This window comes from Corynebacterium sp. 13CS0277 (assembly GCF_002994655.1).
Taxonomy (GTDB): Bacteria; Actinomycetota; Actinomycetes; order Mycobacteriales; family Mycobacteriaceae; genus Corynebacterium.
Window position 1 is genome coordinate 22,529 of record NZ_PPDL01000007.1, and the last position, 18,892, is coordinate 41,420.

Here is an 18,892-nt window from a genome sequence, read left to right on the forward strand (position 1 = left end):
GGGTGAAGAGAGAACAGGCGTGACGGTTATTCTACGTCCTCTGGCCGCTCGTCGGCGTCGTGGAAGATCGACGAATCGGTCGGCTGGTTCCGCACGAGGCGCTGCGCGCTCGGCTGCGGGGCCTGAAGACTCGAGGCGATGGGCTCCAACTCGTCGCCGCCCACGTCTTTTAAGGGCACGTGCCCCATCTGGTGGTGCACCGCCCGTGTCGGCAGCACCGGCGGGGTCTCGGGGCGCACCACGACGGGCACGGCGGGCATCTCCACCGCCTCGTCCTCCACCACGGCGGCGGGGAGCGCCCGGGTCGGATCGCCGACAATGTCGTCCGGCCAGTGGGCGAGGATGCCGCGCGCCGGCAGCGCGTGGGCCACGTCCGCCACCATCGCCAACGGGGCGAGCGTGTCGTCCCAGTCGCTGGGCTTCGAGGTGCGCGGCAGTGCGGCTACCACCCAGTCCGATTCCGCCCACACCAGCTCCACCACCGGCGGCATGGTGTGCAGGGCGGTGCGCAGCCGGGAGTCGATGAGGCGGGGCACCAGGTTTTCTTCGCTCGCGGACAGGGTGAAACCCTCGAGGTCACCGCCGGGGAACTGGTCGGCTTCCACGGGGGTGCCGGGGCGGGTCATTTCCACCACCACGTCGGAGGCGTGGGCGCGGCGCACCGCGATGAGAGTGCGGCCGCCGAGGTCGACGACGTGGCAGTCGTAGCCGCACGCCACCCCGGACACAATGTCGCGGGCGGTGCCCGGTTCGGTCGCGGGGCCCCGCGACCACTCGTCCGCCAGGTAAGGATCGTCCTTGACGTAGTCGAAGCCGTTGGCCTCCGCCCAGGCTTTGCGTTCCCGGCGGGCCGCCCCGGGCAACGCCGCGAGCAGCACCTGCACCTTCGGGGTGCTGGGCGCGGGCTCCTCGGCCACCTCGGGTTCCTCGGCAGACTCGACGGTCTCAGCATCCATTGCAGCGTCGTGATCGACAGCGGCCTCGACGGTGTCCGTCTCCACCTCCTGTGTCGCCACAGGCGATACAGCGGTCTCGGGCTGGGGGGTGACATCCACATCGACGTCGAGGTCGGCATCCGCCACCGGGGTGGGTTCCTCGGCGAGGGTGCGGTACACCGGCACGGCCCCGAGTGCCGCCTCGGCGTCTGTATCAATGTCCGCCACACGCGGGCTCATCGTGTAGGGGTTGGCGGGCACGGCGAAGCCCTCGGCGGGGTCCTCGGCGAGGTCCGCGTCGACGAGGTCGCGCACCAGGGGGCGGTCCAGTTCCTCGTAATCGACGGGCGAGCTCGTCTCGGCGACCTCGTCCACCACCACCGCATCCACAGTGTTGTTGGCGTCGGCGTCGTTGTCGGCGTCGACTGCGTGGGCCTGCTCGAGGGCGGCGGCGCGCTGCTGCGCGGCCGTGGGCTCCGGGGCGGTTGCTGCTGGGGCCACATCCTTGGGCGCCGCACCCCGGCTGCGGTCGAGCAGCAGCAGGGCGAGGGCCGCGGCGGCGACGAGGGCGCCGGCGATGAGCGCGATCACTCGCCGCGCTCCACAGGGTTGGAGGGGTTGGCGCACCACTGCGACCAGCCGCCCACGTACACCGCGGCACCGGGCAGGCCCGCGTGGTGCATCGCCGCAATGGCGACGGCGGCGTGGATGCCGGAGCCGGAGTACACGATGACCTTCGCCGGGTCGGTCACGCCCGCCTCGGCGAAGATGCGGGCCAACTCCTCCGGGCTGCGGTAGGTGTTGTCCGGGTTGAACAGGCTGCGGGTGGGCACGTTGACGGCGCCGGGAATGTGGCCGGCCTTCAAGTCGAGGTGCTCTTTGCGCCCGTAGTAGCGGTTCGCTTCCCGGGTATCGATGAGGAGGTAATCGCCGCTGGTGACCTGCTCAATGGTGGCCACCGGCAGCTGGCCGGGGTTGGCGCGCACAGTGCAGTGCCCGTGCAGGTTGCCCGGGCCGCCCACCACGTCGAAGCCGGCGGCCTCCCAGGCGGCCATGCCGCCATCGAGGATTTTCACTTCCGGCAGGCCCGCCCACGTCAGCGTCCACCAGGCGCGGGCCGCAAACAGGCCCTTGCCGCCGTCGTAGACGACGACGGTGTGGTCGGCGTCGATGCCCCAGGTGCGGAAGGCGCGCTGCAGGATCTCCTGATCGGGCAGCGGGTTGCGCCCCTTGGAGGAGGAGGGGACGCTCGCGAGCGCGGTCGCGGGATCACAGAACAGGCTGGTGGGGATGTGTTCGGAGGTGTATTTCGCGAACCCGGCGCCCTCCCCGGGAAGCCAGAAGGACGCGAGGATGGTGTTCTTGCGCCCCTGGCGGATATCGGCCGCGAGTTCCTGTGCTGTGATCGTGATGCCCATGGGGCAAAAGTGTAGTCGCGCCCGGGTGAGGATAGGGAAAACCCCCGAGGGAAAACCCTCGGGGGCAGGGGGTGCGGTTAGTCCTCGTGGTCGAGGTGGGCGTCCGTCGCAGCGGAGTTGATATCGAGGTGCTCACCCGACTCGTTGAGGGTGACGCGCACGATATCGCCGTCGCGGATCTCGCCGGCCAGCAGCTTCTTGGCGAGCTGGTCGCCGATCGCCTGCTGGATGAGGCGGCGCAGCGGGCGGGCACCGTAGGCCGGGTCGTAGCCGCGCTCGCCGAGCCACTGCTTGGCGGCGTCGTCGACGTCGAGCACCAGGCGGCGGCCCTCCAGGCGGCGGGCCAGCGCGGCGATCTGGATGTCAACGATGCTGGTCAGCTGCTCAGCGGAGAGGGCGTCGAAGATGACGACGTCGTCGAGGCGGTTGACGAACTCCGGCTTGAAGGCGCTCTTGACGGCCTGCATCATCTGCTCCCGGGTGCCGCCGGCGCCCAGGTTGGAGGTGAGGATGAGGATCGTGTTGCGGAAGTCCACGGTCCGACCCTGGCCGTCGGTGAGGCGGCCTTCATCAAGCACCTGCAGGAGGATGTCGAAGACGTCCGGGTGGGCCTTTTCCACCTCGTCGAACAGCACCACCGTGTAGGGGCGGCGCCGCACGGCCTCTGTGAGCTGACCACCCTGGTCGTAGCCGACGTACCCGGGGGGAGCACCGACGAGGCGGGCGACGGCGTGCTTCTCGCCGTACTCGCTCATGTCGATGCGCACCATGGCGCGCTCGTCGTCGAAGAGGAACTCTGCGAGCGACTTCGCCAGCTCCGTCTTACCGACACCGGTGGGGCCCAGGAAGAGGAAGGAGCCGGTGGGGCGGTTCGGGTCGGCAACACCGGCCCGTGCGCGGCGCACCGCATCGGAGACCGCCACCACGGCGTCGCCCTGGCCGACGACGCGCTTGGCGAGGTAGGCCTCCATCTCGAGGAGCTTCTCGGTCTCGCCCTGCATCATCTTGCCGGCGGGAATGCCGGTCCAGGAGGACACGACCTCGGCGATGGTGTCGGGGGTGACTTCCTCCGTCAGCATCGACTGACCGCCGTCGGCCTCGACCTGCGCCTGGGCTTCCGCGACCTCCTTCTCGAGGGCGGGGATGCGCCCGTAGCGCAGCTCAGCAACCTTGCCGAGGTCGCCGTCGCGTTCGGCGAGTTCGGATTCCTGGCGCAGCTGCTCCAGTTCCTCCTTCGCGCCGCGCACTTTATCGATGGCGGCCTTCTCGTTGTGCCAGCGGGCGGTCATCTCGCCGAGCTTCTCGCGCTCGTCGGCCAGTTCCTGGCGCAGCTTCGCCAAGCGGTCGGCGGAGGCGGCGTCGGTTTCCTTCTCCAGGGCCATCTCCTCAATCTCGAGGCGGCGGACCTGGCGCTCGAGGGCGTCGATCTCCTGCGGGGAGGAATCGATCTCCATCCGCAGGCGGCTGGCAGCCTCATCGACCAAGTCGATGGCCTTGTCCGGCAGGAAGCGGGAGGTGATGTAGCGGTCCGACAGGGCGGCGGCTGCGACGAGGGCGGAGTCCTGGATGCGGACACCGTGGTGCACCTCGTAGCGTTCCTTGAGCCCACGCAGGATGCCGATGGCGTCCTCGACGGAGGGCTCGCCGACGTAGACCTGCTGGAAGCGGCGCTCCAGGGCGGCGTCCTTCTCGATGTACTTGCGGTACTCCTCGAGGGTGGTGGCGCCGACCAGGCGCAGCTCGCCGCGGGCGAGCAGCGGCTTGATCATGTTGCCCGCATCCATCGCGGAGTCGCCGGTCGCGCCGGCACCCACGATGGTGTGGATCTCGTCGATGAAGGTGATGATTTCACCCTCGGCGTTCTTAATCTCGTCGAGCACGGCCTTGAGCCGCTCCTCGAACTCGCCACGGTACTTCGCGCCGGCCACCATGGAGCCCAGGTCGAGGCTGATCAGGGTCTTACCCTTGAGGGACTCCGGCACGTCGCCGGCGACGATGCGGCGGGCTAGGCCCTCCACGATCGCGGTCTTACCGACGCCGGGCTCACCGATGAGCACCGGGTTGTTCTTCGTGCGGCGCGACAGCACCTGCACCACGCGGCGGATTTCCTCATCGCGGCCGATGACGGGGTCGATCTTGCCTTCGCGGGCCCGCTTCGTTAAGTCGGTGGAGTACTTCTCCAGGGCCTGGAACTGGCCCTCCGGGTCCTCGCTGGTGACCTTCTGGGAGCCACGCACCGTGGCAAAAGCACCCTTGATGGCGTCGTAGGTGCCGCCGAGGCCGTGGAGCATCGTCGCGGCGTCTGATTCGCCGCGGGCGATGCCCGCCATGAGGACCTCGGTGGAGACGTACTCGTCGCCCAACTCGCCGGCCAATTCCTGGGCGGCGGTCAGGGCGTTGAGAGCGTCGCGGTTAAAGTTCGGGTTCGCCATCCCGGAGCCTTGGGCCTTCGGGTAGGAGTCCACCAGTGCCTTGGCTTTCGCCAGGGCGGTGGCGGGGTCGACGCCCGCGGCCTTGAGCACAGGGGCGGCGATGCCGTCCTGCTGGTCAAGGATCGCGACGAGCAGGTGTGCGGGGCGAATGTCGGGGTTGCCGTTCGAGCTGGCAAGCTGCAGGGCTGCCTGCATGGCCTCCGACGTTTTCGTCGTGGGATTAAAAGCGTTCATACGTGTTCTGTCTTCTTTTCTTCTCTGTGTGTCTTTATGTTTTCTTCTCCCCGCATGGCTACACACTGCCCACCACACGAGGTGTCACATACTGCAACCGCGCTTAAGTTGAGTCTATTCCGCTCAGGTTTAGAATTTTGCATGAGCTGCGTCACATATATCCTGGTGGCCCTTGAGCGCACCCGGCTCAACCACCCCCGGTGGCACAATGGGGCAATGCCCGCACCCACCCGCGTCGCCGACGCCCTCACCCGCCACCCGGAGCTCTTCCGCCGCGCCGTCACCGCCACCTTCACCGGCCTGTGCCCCGCGGCGGGCGTCCTCATCGCCCAGCCGGCCGCCCACGCGGACCTGCCCGTGGCCTGCGCGTGGGTGCTGCGCAACAGCGCAGAGCAGGTGAGCGACTACGCGGCCGCCGTCATCCGCCAGCTCGGCTGCGAGCACCGCCGCTCCTCCACCGACCCCGCCCACTACGCGCTGTTCGCCCGGGCCCTGCGGGCGGGCCTCGACGCCGTCGCCGCCGAAGACGATCTTGAGCCCGCCGACGTCGCCCACGCCGCACACCTCCTGGAGCATTGCTGCACACTCATGCGGGACGCAGCCCTGGCCGCCGACGCCCAGCAGTTGCCACCGTATATTGGCGGCACCGTCGCCCAGGTGGAGCGCCGCTGCCACCGCATCAGCGTCATCCGCGTCCAGGCGGACGAACCCGTGGCCTACCCTGCGGGCGGGGCGCTCGCCGTGGCGGGCGAACTCGACCCCGGCATCTGGCGCACCCTGTGCCCCGCGATCCCCGCCAACGAGTTCGGCCAACTCGAATTCCACGTGCCCTACTCCTCCCCCGGCGCAGACGCCCTCATCGTCGCCCCGAAGGTGGGCGACCGGTGGCGCATCGCCGCCCCCTACCAGCCCATCCAGCTGAGCACCGACGCCGACCTCCTACTCATCAGCCACGGGGTGGGGCTAGCTCCCCTGCGGGCCATCGCCGCGGACGTCATGCTGCAGGCCCACCCGCCACGCATTCACATGTTCGTCGGCGCCGACTACCCCGGCGAGCTCTACGACTTGATGTCGCTGTGGCATCAGGCGGCGAGCGCCCCGTACCTGTCGGTCACCCCGGTGGCGGCACACGAGGACGACGAGTGGTGGGTGCGGCCCAGCGAGTACTCCCGCCCGCCGCGGGGCCTGCACCTGCCCCAAACTGGCCAGGCGGGTGAGGTGGCCGCCAGCTACGGCACCTGGGAGGACCGCTCCATCATCATCGCCGGCGCGGCCGCCGACGTCGCCGCCTCCTCGCGGGCACTCACGGCGGCGGGCACGCCCGCCGCACGTATCCAGGAACTACTCCTCGACGAGCGGCTCTGAGCCGCGCAACGCCACCACGGGGATCGCGCGCCGCACCCGGGCCACCGCCTCCAGGTCCACATCGACGGTGAGCAGCCCCTCCCCCCGGCCGGCGCACGCCACAATCTGCCCGTCCGGCCCGACGACGAGGGAATGCCCCACCCCCAGCGGCGGGCCCGTCGGCTCCTCCGGGTCACTGCCCTCCGGCAGCGCCTGATCCACCGCCGCCACTACAGAGGTCGAATCCAGGGCACGGGCCCGCGCGAGCAACTCCCACTGCTCGGTCTTCCCCGGGCCCGCCGACCAGGACGCCGGCACCACGATGAGCTCCGCGCCGCGGGCGGCCAGCTTCACGAACTGCTCGGGGAAGCGAATATCGAAGCACACCGCCAACCCGACCGTGGTGCCCGCCACCTCACAGGTGACGAGGTTCGTCCCGGGGCGCACCGTCGCCGACTCCCGGTAGCCGAACGCGTCGTAGCAGTGCATCTTCGCGTAAGTCTCCCGGCGGCCGTCGGGATAAAACACCGCCGCCACATTATCGATGCGGTTTTTCCCACCGACCGCATCGGCCGGGAGGAACATGCCCGCGATGACGACAACGCCGGCACTGCGGGCGGCGGCCGCCATCGCGGCGGCGAAACGCTCCGCCGACTGGGCGACCACGTCGAGGCGGCCGGCGGCAAAGGACGCCATGGTGGCCTCAGGGAACACCACCAGGTCCGCGCCGGCGTCCGCGGCCTCTGTTACCCGCCGGGCGGCGCGGGACGCATTGTCGTCGACGTCGACACCGGAAGAGAACTGCACCAGGGAGATTCGCATGCCCCAACCCTAGCGATCCTCGCAGACTCTCCACAGTGCGCACCCCACAGGAGAAGTTATCCACAGGCGTGCGGGTGGGATCCTCGACGGGGCGGCGGCTGCTTCTTAGCCTGTGCGCATGCTCATCGACACCACCGCCACCACCACACGCCTGCCCGACCGCCCCACTCCCGCGCGCATCGCCGCGCCGCTTGCCGCACCCCAGTCGGGCCCCGCCCTCGACCGGCTTCTTGAGGCCCTCCATGCCGCCGAGCTGCGGGCGCACGCAGCCACCCGCGGCCTCGCGGACGGCATCCGCCGCGTCTGTGCCGCCATCGACGACACAGATGCCGACCTTGCACGCCGCTTGGAGCAGCTGTGAACGCAGCCGAATTCACCGCGGCCGCCACCCTCCTGCACCGGGCACCACTGCCCGCGCCGGCTGCTGCGCTCGTAGGAGAAGGCGCATGGGTGGACGCCGCCCACGCCGAACAGCGGCGCATCCGCCGCGCAGAGGCAAACCTCGACGAGCTCTACGCCCAGGCGCGCCACATCCTGCAGGCGGCAGCAGACACCTGGGAGGACCTGCGACGCTGGGCGGAGCAGATCCCGGACCTGCGGGGACCCATCGGGCGGTTCCTCACGGACTCCGCTGCGGAACTGGACCAGCACTGCGCGTTCGCACTCGACGAGTTGAGCGCACTCGCCGCCGGCCTATGCCCCCTGCCCGTGACGCCACCCCGCATCGAGCTGGCCGACCTCGACGGCATCCCCACCGCCCACGTCGACGCCATCCACCGCGCCCACCTCGCCGACGCGCAGCTACACCCCGGATTTGAGGAGGTCCTCCGCCGCCCCGGCCAGGTCCTCAGCGCCAGCGAGAACACCCTGGTGCTCGCACTCGGCGACATTGAGACCGCGCCAGCGGTCATCACCCTGGTCTCCGGGGTGGGGTCCAGCGATCCCGCGTCCTGGGCCGCGACCTACGACCGCGCCGCAGCACTCCGGGCACGTACCGGGGCGGCGGTGGTGTGCTGGTGGGGATACGACACCCCACCCCGTGTCGTCGGCGGCATCAACCCCCAGCCCGCCCGGCGCGCCGCCGGTGACCTGCGGGCGTTCCAGGACAGCCTGCGGGGGCGGGCGCAGCGGCTCATTGTGCTGGGCCACTCCTACGGCAGTGTGGTGGCGGGCGCTGCCGCCACGGGAGGCCTGGCGGCTGATGCGCTGGTGGTGGCGGGTTCCCCGGGGACGACGGCGGGTAATGTCTCCGAGTTCCACCTTGACCGGGCGGGGGCGCCGGTGGTTGTGGCGTTGGGTGAGGAGGATCCGATTGCGTGGACCGCCGAGCTGCACAACACCTCCCCTGCCTCGGATGCGTTCGGGGCACGGGTGGTGCGCACAGCTGGCGGCCATAGCGACTACTTCACGGACGAGGCGTTCCTCGGGGTGCTTGATGGCCTCGTCCGTGGCGATTAGAACAGGCCGGTGGGCCGCTCGTCGTAGGAGACGAGCATGCACTTGGTCTGCGTGTAGTGGCTCATCATCATCTTGTGGGTTTCGCGGCCGAGGCCGGACTCCTTGTAGCCGCCGAAGGCGGCGTGCGCCGGGTAGGAGTGGTAGTTGTTGACCCACACGCGGCCGGCCTGAATGGCGCGGCCCGCCCGGTAGGCGGTGTTTTGGTCGCGGGTCCACACGCCGGCGCCGAGGCCGTATTCGGTGTCGTTGGCGATGGCGATGGCCTCGTCGAAGTCCTTGAAGGTCGTCACGGCGAGGACGGGGCCGAAGATTTCTTCCTGGAAGCAGGCCATGCCGTTGTGGCCCTTGAGGATCGTCGGCTCAATGTAGTAGCCGCCGTCGAGGCCCTCGATGCTGGCAACCTTGCCGCCGGTGAGGACCTCTGCGCCTTCGGCCGGCCCGGAGGTGAGGTAGCCGGCGATCTTGTCCATCTGCTCCTGGGAGGCCTGGGCGCCCATCATGGTGTCGGTGTCGAGGGGGTTGCCGGTGCGGATCTCCTCGACCTTGGCCACGAGTCGGGCGATGAACTCCTCGGCGATGTCCTCGTGGACGAGGGCGCGGGAGGGGCAGGTGCACACCTCGCCCTGGTTGAGGGCGAACATGGCGGCGCCTTCGACGGCCTTGTTGAGGAAGTCGTCGTCCTGCTCCATGACGTCCGGGAAGAACACGTTGGGGGACTTGCCGCCGAGTTCCAGGGTGACGGGGATGATGCGGTCGGCGACGGCGGTGTGGATGAGCTTGCCGACCGCGGTGGAGCCGGTGAACGCCACCTTCTTGATGCCGTCGTGGGCGGTGATCGCCGCGCCGGCTTCCGCACCGACGCCGTTGACGACGTTGAGGACGCCCGGGGGCAGCAGGTCGCCGACGAGGTCGAGCCAGTAGAGGACGGAGGCGGGGGTCTGCTCGGCGGGCTTGAGCACCATGCAGTTGCCGGCGGCGAGGGCGGGCGCAATCTTCCACGCCGCCATGAGCAGCGGGAAGTTCCAGGGGATGATGGCTCCGACAACGCCGATGGGCTCCTGGAAGTGGTAGGCGACGGTGTTGTTGTCGATCTGGCTCATGGTGCCCTCGGCGGTGCGCACCACGCCCGCGAAGTAGCGGAACTGGTCGATAGCGAGCGGGATGTCGGCGGCGAGGGTTTCGCGCACAGCCTTGCCGTTCTCCCAGGTTTCGGCGACGGCGAGTTCTTCGGCGTGCTGCTCCATGCGGTCGGCGATCTTCAGCAGGATGTTACCGCGGCGCTGGGCGCTGACGGCCGCCCAGGAGTCCTTCGCGGCTTCCGCTGCAGCGACGGCGAGGTCAATATCGGCGGCCTGGCCGCGGGCGACCTGGCAGAACACCTCGCCGGTGACGGGGGTGATGTTGTCCATGTACTCGCCGCCGACCGGCGGCACCCACTCGCCGCCGATGTAGTTGTCGTAGCGCTCCCGGTAGTTCGCGATCGCGCCGGGGGTGTTGGGGCGGGCGTAGACGGTCATGGGTCCTCCTTGACGTGTGGGCCACAACCATCGGTGCGGGCTGTGGCGTGTGCCACCAACCTAATGACGCGCATATGTGACTGCAATCATATGGCCTGCGCCACCCCCGCCCGGATGTTTGCAACTTTCACAGAGCCACACATCGTGGCAGCGCACACCACACTTGAGCATGCGCGTTCCCGCTTTACTGCCCTTACACATCACATCAATGGACTACCCCCGCGGTGGGCGCCGGCGGTCGCTGTGAGAAGCTCAATGCCACCCCATCGACCGACCCGTGGAGCGTTGTTATGTTTCTTCTGCGTCTGTTCCACCGCGCCACGTGGCCCAACGCGGCCACCACCGCGTTTGCCCGCGCCAACATGCTGGCGACCTGCTCGACGGGGTTGTTGATTTCCACGACGGTGCTGTTCTTCCTCCACGCGACGGCCCTCGACACGGCAGGCATTGCGCGGGCGGCCACCATCGGCACGTTCACCGGCCTGGCCACCATCCCCTGGATTGGGCGCCTGGCCCGCAGCTACGGGGCGACCCGTATCTACCGGGCTGCGCTGGTGGTGCAGGCCGCCACCCTTCTCGCATGGCAGGCTGCCAGCGGCAGCCTCGTGGCAAGCGCGGTCCTCATCGCCTCCTCCGTGGCCACAGCGGCGGTGGGAGCGACGATCGGAAGCTTTATCACCGAGCTTGGCATCCCGGCACCACAGATGGCGTCCGCGCGCGCCAGCCTGCGCACCATCACCAACATCGGTATCGGCACGGGCGGCCTCATCGCCGCCGGACTGTTCCGCTTCGGCGACCATGGCCCCCGGGCCGCCGTGGGGCTGGCGGCGGCGTGCACCTTCGCCGCCTACCTGCTGGTGCGCCGCACGGTGGCAGTGCCCGCACCCACGAAAGCCACCGCGCATGCTGCCACACCCCGCAGCCCGTACCGGGATCCCCGCTACGCGGGCCTGGCCCTGACGAATGGGGTGCTGAGCACCCACACGGAGGTCCTCACCTACGGACTGCCCGCCATGGTGGCGTTGAGCGCGACCATGGGCGACTGGGTCATTGGCCTATGCACCGCCCTCAACGCCGTGGCGGTGGTGCTGCTGCAGGTGCCGACAACGGCCACGGCAGGCCGCCTGCGCCGCCGCACCGTCGTCGCCATCGCCGCCGGCGCCACGGTCGCCATGAGCCTGCTGTTCGCCATCGGCGCCACCCACAGCACTCTCCTCGTGCTCTTCGCCGGCGTTGTCGCCCTCACCGTCGGTGAGCTGTGGCAGTCGAGCGCCGAGTTCGACATCTCCTACGCGGCCGCCCCGGATAATAACCACCAGGAATACCAGGCGGCCTACGCCTTCGGCCGCAATTGTGCCCGCGCGGCCGCGCCCATCACCTTGGGCTGGGTGGTGCTCACCGGGGCGGCGGGCTGGCTCACCCTCACCGCAATCTATGCAGCCTGCGGTATAGTTCATCTCCTGTTGGCGCACAGCATCGATACCTAGAAGGAGGACCCCGTGGCCCCACGACCCGGCTTCCACGAGATCCTGCAGCGCCTGCACGCCCACGCCGACGCCGACCCGGCAGCACCCGCCTGCGACGGCGCCACTGTGCTCACCCGCGAGGAACTGCGCGCCGCCTGGGAAACAGTTGCTGCCCGCCTCCCCCACGGCACGACGGTGGCGCTGCGCGGCCCGGCCACCGCCCACCCCGACATGGTGGCGGCCGTCGTGGGCTGCATGGCCGCCGACTGCGGATTCCTCATCTGCCCGCCCGAGATCACAGACGCCGACCTCGCCGAGTGGGGTCTTAGCGCCGTCTACGACGTCAGCCGCGGCCACTGCACCCCGCTGGCACCCCGCACACCCCTGCGGGCTGACTACATCGTCGTCTCCTCCGGGACGACCGGACCGGCGAAACGGATCCTCGGCAGCGCCGTCGGCGTCGCCCGCTTCGTCACCTGGCAGGCCGACACCTTCAACCTGGGCGCCGGTGATCGCTGCGCATGCCTGACCCCGCCCGGCTTCGACGTGTTCCTCCGCGACGCCCTCACTCCCCTCGTCGCCGGCGCCTGCCTCGTGTTCCCCCGCGGGGAGGACGTCCCGGAGTTCCTCCAGCGGGAGAAGATCACCGCCTTCCATGGGGTGCCATCGCTGGTGGCGCGCTGGCTGCGCCGCGCCCACGGCACAGCCCCGCACCTGCGGTGGGCGTTCCTCGCCGGGGAGCCCCTGCCCGGGGCGCTCGTCGTTGGGCTGCGTCGCTTCGCACCACACACCCGGGTCATCAACTTCTACGGCCCCTCGGAGACCACCCTGGCGAAGTTCGTCTTCGACGCCACCGACGTCACCACCGGCACCGCCCCCGTCGGGCACCCGCTACCCGGGGTGAAGTGGCAACTCGACCGCGGCGAGGTCGTCATCAGCCCCGATTTTCCCGTCGCCGGCTACCTCCACACCCCCACCCCGGCACTGACAGTCCGCGAGGGGCGCTCGTGGTTTTCCACCGGCGACCTCGGAGAGGACACACCCCAGGGGCTGGTGCTGCGGGGCCGGCGGGACCACCTGGTGAAGGTCGCGGGCGTGCGGGTCAACACCGACGACGTCGCCGCCGCGCTCACGTCCCTCGACGGCGTGGACCAAGCCCTCGTCGTGCACCACGAGGGACCCGTCGGGGTGCAGCTTGCCGCATTCCTCGTCGCCCCGCACCGCGAGCGCGCCGACATCCTCCACGAGGTGGCGGGGCTGCTGCCCAGCACCCACCTGCCGCACACGCTGCTGCTTGTGCCCGAGTTTCCCGTGACTGCCCGCGGCAAAGTCGACCGCGCTGCCCTCCTCGCGCACACCGCCGCCCCCACAGCCGCCGCCCACCCCCAGGAAAAGCAGGTCATCGCCGCCGCGAGCGCGGCACTCGGCGCCGCACTGGGGCCCGAGGAGGACTTCTTCGCCGCCGGCGGCACCTCCCTCGAAGTCGCCGCCTGGCACGCGGGCCTCCGCGCCGCAGGATTCGACGTATCCCTGCGCACCCTCTTCGAACAGCGCACGCCCCGCGCCGTCGCACCCCACCTCACAGCACTCACCACCCTCACCCCGGGGCCGGCGCCCGAGCGGCAGCCGATGACGGCCCGGCAGCGCCGCTACCAGCGGGTGTACCTGCCGCGCGGGAACCGCAACTGGGCCAACATGACCACCGGGGTGCGCGTCGACAACCCCGAGGAGGTCGCCGCCCGCCTCATTGCCGCCCACGATGCGCTCCGCGCCACGGTGGTACACGGGGAACTCCACATCCGCCCCCACGCAGGCCCCGTGCCCGTTGCGCACATGGAGGAAGAAGAGTTCTCCCGCCTGGTGGCCGAACCCATCGACCCGGCCGTGTGGCCGCCGCACCGCTGGGCCGTCGTCGACGGCGAACTCCGCTGGGTCATCCACCACCTGTTCTGCGACGGGCATAGCCAGGACATTCTGCGCCGCCACGCCCTCGGGGAGCACCACCCGGGACTGTCGTACGCCCAGTTCGCCACCATTGAGCCCCGCCCCACCCGCGACGAGTGGTGGGAGGAGATCCTCCGGGACCCGCCGGCACTCCCCCAGCACCTACCCGCCGTCACCGACGAGCCGGGCGCGTGGCGCATCATCGTGCCCCTGCCCGCCGATCTCCTCCGGCTGGGACCCACCCCGTTCCAGGGGATGCTGCTCGGGATGTTCAGCGCCATGATGGAACGCACCGGGCTGGATGATCTCCTCATCGGCACCCCCGCCTTGGGGCGCACCGTGCCCGGTGTGGAGCACACCGTCGGCAACTTCATCAGCCTCGTGCTGCTGCGGCTCCGCGCCACCGAACTGCGCCCCCAGGTGCTGCAGGAACGCCTGCTGGGGGCGATGGACCACCAGGATTACCAGTTCGACCGCATCATGGACGATCTGGGCCAGCCGGAGGACGAGGACCGGTTCCCCATCACGGGCTTGTTCACCAGCAGCATGACCACCGGCCGCCCGCCGACGCCCGGGGTGCACCCCATGGACGTCGACGTGAAGTTCGATGCGATGGCCTACCTGCTCCAGCACGGCGCGGAACACTGGCTGGAGATCCAGGCGCGCCGCAGCCTGTTCACGGCCGCCGATATGGAGGCCATCGCCGACGAGATCATCACCCACTGGAGGTTGCGTTGCTCATAACGGATGCGCCGGTCGCTGTCGTGTTCTCCGCGGCACGAACCCTCACCCCCGCACTCGCCCAAGCATTCCCCGCAGCGCACGTCATCACCGACACAGCAGAGGTGAGCGTCGCCGACGGCCCGGCCGTGGCGCGCGCCGCGCAGGCGGCGGGCGCGACGGCGATCATCACCCCCTACGAGACGGGGCTGCCCGCCGGCGCCTACGCCCGCACTGTGCTTGGCTTGCCGGGCACGCCCGTGACGAGTGCCGTCGCGGCCAGCGACAAACTCATCATGAAGCGCCGCTTCCGGGCCGCGGGCCTGCCCATCATGCCGTTCCGGGTGGTGCACTCCCCGCAGCAGCTGCGCGCGTGGGCCGAGGACCGCGACGTCGTCGCAAAGCCGCTGTTCGGTGGCGGCAGTGCCGGGGTGTACCGCATCGGCGCGGAACTGCCCGACTACCGCTACCCGGTGCTCTGCGAGGACGCCGCCAGTGTGCTGGCCGAATACCACGTCGACGGCATCGTCGATGACGGGCAGTTCTGGGCGGCGGTGTCCCGCTACCACGAGCCGATGCTCACCTCCGCGCGGGCACAGCGCCCCTACAGTTCCACCACCATCGACCCCGCCGACAGTGGGGAGGCACTGGAGTTGGCGCGGCGGGCGGTGGCGGCGGTCCGCCTGCGGGCGAGCGTGTTCCACCTCGAACTGTTCGCCACCCCCAGCGGGTGGGTTGTCTCCGAAATTGCCTGCCGGCCCGCCGGCGGCGGCATTCCCCGCGCCCTGCAGCTGGCCTACGGGGTGGACCTGGTGCGTGCCTCCTGGCAGTTCGACTGCGGCCAACGGCCCGAGTGGCAGCCCCACGAGTACCGGCCGATCGCGCACCTGGCGCTGCCCGCCACCATCACCGAAGAGCAGCGCGCCCGCCTGGCGGCACTCCCCGGCCACCTGGAGACCACCCGCGCCGCCGCGGGCCCCGGATTCTATTCAGCCACCAACGCCGGCTGCTGCTATGTCGACCCGGGCGCCATCGACGCCGCCCGCGCACTCCTGGAGGACGCATGATCACACCGACACCCCCGCCCGCCTGGGAGGACGCCTGCCGGGTGCCCGGCGGGTTCTACCTCAGCCCCCAGTGGCTGCGCAGCGCCGACGGCGACCACATCAGCCAGCCCGCCTACATCATCGAAGGCGACGTGTATCTGGCGGCGCACTACAGCCCCCAGGAAAACAATGCTTTCTACCCGAAGGGCCTCATCCTCGGCGGCCGGCGCGGCTACCTCTCCCCCGTGCTGGGCGGCGGCGACGTAGCCCCGGCAATTGCGGCGGCCTGCGCCCACCACGGCGTGGACACGTGGGCGTGGCCCTACCTGCCCACCGCCGCTGCGGCGCGGGTGGCCCGCGACACCGGGCAGGTGCCGCTGCTGGCGGGCGCGCACTGCGTCCTCGACGTCAGCCCCGTCGAAGACCACATCGACGCCATGTCGTCCCGGCAGCGCCGCACCAATGCCCGCCGGGAACTCCGCCGCTTCCACGAGGCGGGCCTGACAGTGACCCGCCACCGCCTGGGTGAAGGGCCCGCCACCCCGGAGGCCCTCGGGCCGCTGCTCGGGCAGGTGCAGCGCGCCTACGGGCACGACCACTCCGACGAGATCCTCACCGACCTGCTGTGCCGCCAACGCGACGAGCTCGCCGACTCTTCCGTGGTGTTCCTCGCCCGCGACACAGCTGTGGCGGGGTTCAGCCTCTGCTACCGCTTCGGCGAGGACCTCTACGTCCGGCTCGTCGGCTTCGATCGTCAGCGCGGCCACGTCGGCGCCTACGGGGTACTCGCCATCTTCGAACCGCTCGCCTACGCCGCCGACAACGGCCTGCGCCGCATCTTCCTCGGCATGGAATCCTTCGAAGCGAAGGTGCGCCGCGGCGCCCGCGTCGAACCACTGTGGACTCTGGCGAACTACCCTCTGGTACCCGCCAGCGTGGAACGCATCGCCGCCCAGCTGCCGCCGACGGAGGCAGACGCCTTCCGCCAATCTTGTACGATAAAGTCCGACACACGCGTTTTGTGGAGGACTTGTGATCACGATCGACCCCTATAGCCAGGTACCCATCTTCACCCAGCTACACGACCGCATCGTGGAAGCCGTCGCCCTGGGCGAACTCACCCCCGGCACCCGGCTCGCCTCCGTGCGGGCCGTCGCGGAAGAATTCGGCATCAACCCGGCCACAGTGAAGAAGGCCTACGACCAGTTGAAGCAGGAGGGCGTGGTGGTCACCCACCCGCGGGAGGGCACCACCATTGCCGCCGCCCGCGCCACCCGCCGCACCCGCGAGCAACTCTCCGCGCAGCTCACCACCGTGTTGGCGCTGGGCCGCGCGCAAGGGCTGTCGCCGCAGCAGCTCGCCGCCGAATGCACCGAGATTCTCTCCACCTTCGAATAGACCGCAGCGCCCCTGTACATATGACGTACAGGGGCGCTGCTGCGTGTTAGGACCGTTCGTCGCGGCGGCCGCGGCGTTTCTCCCACATCACCACCGCCGTGGAGCGGGGCACGTGAACCAGTTCGCCGCGGGGCCGCCCGCCACTGCGGGCCAGGTGGGCGTTATCTGCTTTGAGGCGTTCGTTTTCGGCGCGGAGCCGCTCGTTTTCCTCCTGCAGGTGCAGGATTTCTTTGATACCGGCCAAGTTGACGCCTTCTTCTTGGCTCAACCTCTGGATCGTGCGCAGCGTTTCCACATCCCGCTTCGAGTAGCGGCGGCCGCCGCCCCGGGTGCGTTCCGGGGTGACGAGCCCGATGCGGTCGTAGGTGCGCAGCGTCTGGGCGTGCATGCCGGCCAGTTCCGCGGCCACGGAGATCACGAAGACCTCCCTGTCATCACTCACTGCCATTCCACCCCGCTCGCGGATCGAAACCGGAGTCCTTCTCCGCCTGCGCGTAGGCGCGCAGCGCGCTCGTCGCATTCGCGTCGAGGGTCGTCGGCACCTTCACGTCCACGGTGACGAGGAGATCGCCCTTCGAGGAGCCCTTCTCCACGCCGCGGCCACGCACTCGCAGGGTGCGGCCGTTCGGGGTGCCGGCGGGCACCTTGACGCGCACCGGCTGGCCTAGGGTCGGCACGGTGATGGTGCCGCCGAGGGCCAGTTCGGTGAACGACACCGGCACGGTGACGTGCAGGTCGTTGCCTTCCCGGGTGAAGATCTTGTCGGGGGTGACGTGCACCGTCACAAACAGGTCGCCCGAGGGTTTGCCGTTGGGGCCTGCTTCGCCCTGGCCGGCGAGCCGCACCTTCTGCCCGTCGACGACACCGGCGGGGATCCGCACGCGAATGTTGCGCTGCTTGTGCACGGTGCCGGTGCCCTGGCAGTCGATGCAGGGGTCGGTCACGACGGAGCCGGTGCCATGGCATTCGTCGCAGGGCTGGCTGAAGCCGAACGCGCCGCGGGATTCGCTGAGGAACCCGGTGCCGTTGCACTTCGGGCAGCGGGTCGGGTGCCCGGAGGCCGAGCCGGAGCCGTGGCAGCTGCCGCAGGGGGCGTCGCCGGTCAGCTGAAGGGGAATCGTGGTGCCCTTCGCCGCTTCCCTAAAGTCGAGCGTGATGTCCGCTTCGACGTCCGCCCCACGCGAGGGCTGCGGAGCACGGCCGCCCCGATTGAAAAGGCCGCCGAAGATGTCACCAAGAGAACCGTCCTGGCTAAACCCTCCGCCGAAAAGGTCCTCGACATTGATGTTTTGGCTCGAGCGAAACCCGCGCGGCCCACCCGAGGCGAGCATCGCCTTGAGCTGGTCGTACTCTTTCCGCTTCGTCTCATCGCCGACAACGTCGTAGGCTTCGGCGGCGCGCTTGAAACGCTCCTCCGCCTTCTTGTCGCCCGGGTTTTTATCCGGGTGATTATCGCGCGCGAGTTTGCGGTAGGCGCGCTTGATGTCGTCGTGGCTTGCGGACGAGGAAACACCCAGGTCCGCGTAATAGTTTTTGTCTGCCCATTCGCTTGTATTCACTGGGCGTCCTCCTCCCGGTGTTCCACCGGATCGTGTGTATAAAGATTCATTTATGACGTTGAAAAAAGGGCCGGCTGCGCCGGCCCTTCGTCGTTGGGTTAGTTCTCCGGATCGGAGATCATCACCATGGCGGTGCGCAGAATGCGCTCGCCGTGGGCGTAGCCCTTGCGCATGACGAGGCCCAACACCTTGTCATCGCCGGTGGACTGGTCCTGGACCGCCTCGTGGCGTTCCGGGTCGAAGATGTCACCCGGGGTTCCGAAGGCTTCCACCCCGAAGTGGGTCAGCGTCTGGTTGAGCTTGTCGCTCACGCTCTTCAGGGGGCCTTCGAGGTCGCCGTGGTCGGCGGCCAGGGCGAGGTCGTCGAGGATGGGGAGCAGTTCCTTGAGGACTGCGCCCTTGGCCTGCTCGATGGTGGCCGCGCGGTCACGTTCGGTCCGCCGCCGGAAGTTGGCGTATTCGGCGGTGACGCGCTGCAGGTCCTCGGTGCGTTCAGCGAGCTGTTCTTCGACGCTGTTCGTGTCCTCGGTCTGCTCGGCCTGTTCGGGCTCGGCACCCTCGGGGGTGTCGGGGATCTCGATGTCGAGTTCGTCCTCGGC

15 protein-coding genes and 1 pseudogene are annotated in these 18,892 nt (G+C 69.6%); 8 read left to right on the forward strand and 8 right to left on the reverse strand.

All coding sequences use genetic code 11. The annotated features are described in order from the left end of the window. Positions 1-26 precede the first annotated feature (26 nt). The 3 genes from C1Y63_RS03965 to clpB all read right to left on the reverse strand — a co-directional run bounded on the left by C1Y63_RS03965 (position 27) and on the right by clpB (position 5,019). Positions 27-1,526: a hypothetical protein gene (locus C1Y63_RS03965; RefSeq protein WP_106015174.1), complete on the reverse strand. Its 1,500-nt coding sequence runs from the start codon at positions 1,524-1,526 to the stop codon at positions 27-29. Continuing rightward, on the reverse strand, positions 1,523-2,353 hold the full coding sequence (locus C1Y63_RS03970; RefSeq protein WP_106015175.1) for a sulfurtransferase: 831 nt from the start codon (positions 2,351-2,353) through the stop codon (positions 1,523-1,525). Before C1Y63_RS03970 ends, C1Y63_RS03965 begins: the two co-directional genes overlap by 4 nt. Positions 2,354-2,430: 77 nt before the next feature. Continuing rightward, entirely contained in the window at positions 2,431-5,019 is a 2,589-nt protein-coding gene (gene clpB / locus C1Y63_RS03975) for an ATP-dependent chaperone ClpB (protein WP_106015176.1), read from the reverse strand. Between the two features lie 141 nt (positions 5,020-5,160). Between clpB and C1Y63_RS03980 the strand changes: the two genes are divergently transcribed. Then, a complete protein-coding gene (locus C1Y63_RS03980; RefSeq protein ID WP_106015177.1) occupies positions 5,161-6,384 on the forward strand; it encodes an oxidoreductase in 1,224 nt (407 codons plus the stop codon). On the opposite strand, the gene C1Y63_RS03985 is transcribed toward C1Y63_RS03980, so the two are convergent. Then, positions 6,361-7,185 carry a nitrilase-related carbon-nitrogen hydrolase gene (locus C1Y63_RS03985; protein WP_106015178.1) on the reverse strand — a complete coding sequence of 275 codons (825 nt, stop codon included), beginning with the start codon at positions 7,183-7,185 and terminating at the stop codon, positions 6,361-6,363. The genes C1Y63_RS03980 and C1Y63_RS03985 overlap by 24 nt on opposite strands. Positions 7,186-7,303: 118 nt before the next feature. Between C1Y63_RS03985 and C1Y63_RS03990 the strand changes: the two genes are divergently transcribed. Next, positions 7,304-7,546 (forward strand): hypothetical protein, encoded by a 243-nt coding sequence (locus C1Y63_RS03990; RefSeq protein WP_146128852.1) that lies wholly within the window; start codon positions 7,304-7,306, stop codon positions 7,544-7,546. Continuing rightward, entirely contained in the window at positions 7,543-8,643 is a 1,101-nt protein-coding gene (locus C1Y63_RS03995) for an alpha/beta hydrolase (RefSeq protein ID WP_158256079.1), read from the forward strand. The genes C1Y63_RS03990 and C1Y63_RS03995 overlap by 4 nt, the downstream gene beginning before the upstream one ends. On the opposite strand, the gene C1Y63_RS04000 is transcribed toward C1Y63_RS03995, so the two are convergent. Next, the gene (locus C1Y63_RS04000) at positions 8,640-10,160 is read right to left on the reverse strand and encodes an aldehyde dehydrogenase family protein (RefSeq protein WP_106015181.1); all 1,521 of its coding nucleotides are present in this window, start codon (positions 10,158-10,160) and stop codon (positions 8,640-8,642) included. The genes C1Y63_RS03995 and C1Y63_RS04000 overlap by 4 nt on opposite strands. A 290-nt stretch (positions 10,161-10,450) precedes the next feature. Here C1Y63_RS04000 and C1Y63_RS04005 point away from each other — a divergent pair, with 290 nt between their 5' ends. The 5 genes from C1Y63_RS04005 to C1Y63_RS04025 are packed head-to-tail and all read left to right on the forward strand — an operon-like array spanning position 10,451 to position 16,734. Continuing rightward, positions 10,451-11,647: an MFS transporter gene (locus C1Y63_RS04005; RefSeq protein WP_106015182.1), complete on the forward strand. Its 1,197-nt coding sequence runs from the start codon at positions 10,451-10,453 to the stop codon at positions 11,645-11,647. Positions 11,648-11,659: 12 nt separating this feature from the next. Further along, complete coding sequence (locus tag C1Y63_RS04010) at positions 11,660-14,314, forward strand: AMP-binding protein (protein ID WP_106015183.1); 2,655 nt, start codon at positions 11,660-11,662, stop codon at positions 14,312-14,314. Next, positions 14,305-15,357 (forward strand): acetyl-CoA carboxylase biotin carboxylase subunit family protein, encoded by a 1,053-nt coding sequence (locus C1Y63_RS04015; RefSeq protein WP_146128853.1) that lies wholly within the window; start codon positions 14,305-14,307, stop codon positions 15,355-15,357. The genes C1Y63_RS04010 and C1Y63_RS04015 overlap by 10 nt, the downstream gene beginning before the upstream one ends. After that, positions 15,354-16,391, forward strand: coding sequence for a GNAT family N-acetyltransferase (locus C1Y63_RS04020; RefSeq protein ID WP_106015185.1), 1,038 nt, complete (start codon positions 15,354-15,356; stop codon positions 16,389-16,391). Before C1Y63_RS04015 ends, C1Y63_RS04020 begins: the two co-directional genes overlap by 4 nt. Continuing rightward, on the forward strand, positions 16,369-16,734 hold the full coding sequence (locus C1Y63_RS04025; protein WP_106015186.1) for a GntR family transcriptional regulator: 366 nt from the start codon (positions 16,369-16,371) through the stop codon (positions 16,732-16,734). The genes C1Y63_RS04020 and C1Y63_RS04025 overlap by 23 nt, the downstream gene beginning before the upstream one ends. A 46-nt stretch (positions 16,735-16,780) precedes the next feature. Here the strand turns inward: C1Y63_RS04025 and C1Y63_RS04030 are convergent, their stop codons facing one another. The 3 genes and pseudogenes from C1Y63_RS04030 to grpE form a co-directional block, all read right to left on the reverse strand. Further along, a complete protein-coding gene (locus C1Y63_RS04030) occupies positions 16,781-17,176 on the reverse strand; it encodes a heat shock protein transcriptional repressor HspR (protein ID WP_369831016.1) in 396 nt (131 codons plus the stop codon). After that, positions 17,169-18,293 carry a molecular chaperone DnaJ gene (dnaJ, locus tag C1Y63_RS04035; protein ID WP_106015188.1) on the reverse strand — a complete coding sequence of 375 codons (1,125 nt, stop codon included), beginning with the start codon at positions 18,291-18,293 and terminating at the stop codon, positions 17,169-17,171. Before dnaJ ends, C1Y63_RS04030 begins: the two co-directional genes overlap by 8 nt. 98 nt (positions 18,294-18,391) lie before the next feature. Then, positions 18,392-18,886 (reverse strand): annotated as a pseudogene (grpE, locus tag C1Y63_RS04040) (nucleotide exchange factor GrpE); the annotation flags it as partial. Positions 18,887-18,892 lie beyond the last annotated feature (6 nt).

What these genes read in the sequence shown, in the direction of transcription:
- C1Y63_RS03970 (WP_106015175.1), bottom strand. Translation starts at nt 2,353, where the DNA reads ATGGGCATCACGATCACAGCACAGGAACTCGCGGCCGATATCCGCCAG.
- clpB (WP_106015176.1), bottom strand. Translation starts at nt 5,019, where the DNA reads ATGAACGCTTTTAATCCCACGACGAAAACGTCGGAGGCCATGCAGGCA.
- C1Y63_RS03980 (WP_106015177.1), top strand. Translation starts at nt 5,161, where the DNA reads ATGAGCTGCGTCACATATATCCTGGTGGCCCTTGAGCGCACCCGGCTC.
- C1Y63_RS03985 (WP_106015178.1), bottom strand. Translation starts at nt 7,185, where the DNA reads ATGCGAATCTCCCTGGTGCAGTTCTCTTCCGGTGTCGACGTCGACGAC.
- C1Y63_RS03990 (WP_146128852.1), top strand. Translation starts at nt 7,304, where the DNA reads ATGCTCATCGACACCACCGCCACCACCACACGCCTGCCCGACCGCCCC.
- C1Y63_RS04000 (WP_106015181.1), bottom strand. Translation starts at nt 10,160, where the DNA reads ATGACCGTCTACGCCCGCCCCAACACCCCCGGCGCGATCGCGAACTAC.
- C1Y63_RS04005 (WP_106015182.1), top strand. Translation starts at nt 10,451, where the DNA reads ATGTTTCTTCTGCGTCTGTTCCACCGCGCCACGTGGCCCAACGCGGCC.
- C1Y63_RS04020 (WP_106015185.1), top strand. Translation starts at nt 15,354, where the DNA reads ATGATCACACCGACACCCCCGCCCGCCTGGGAGGACGCCTGCCGGGTG.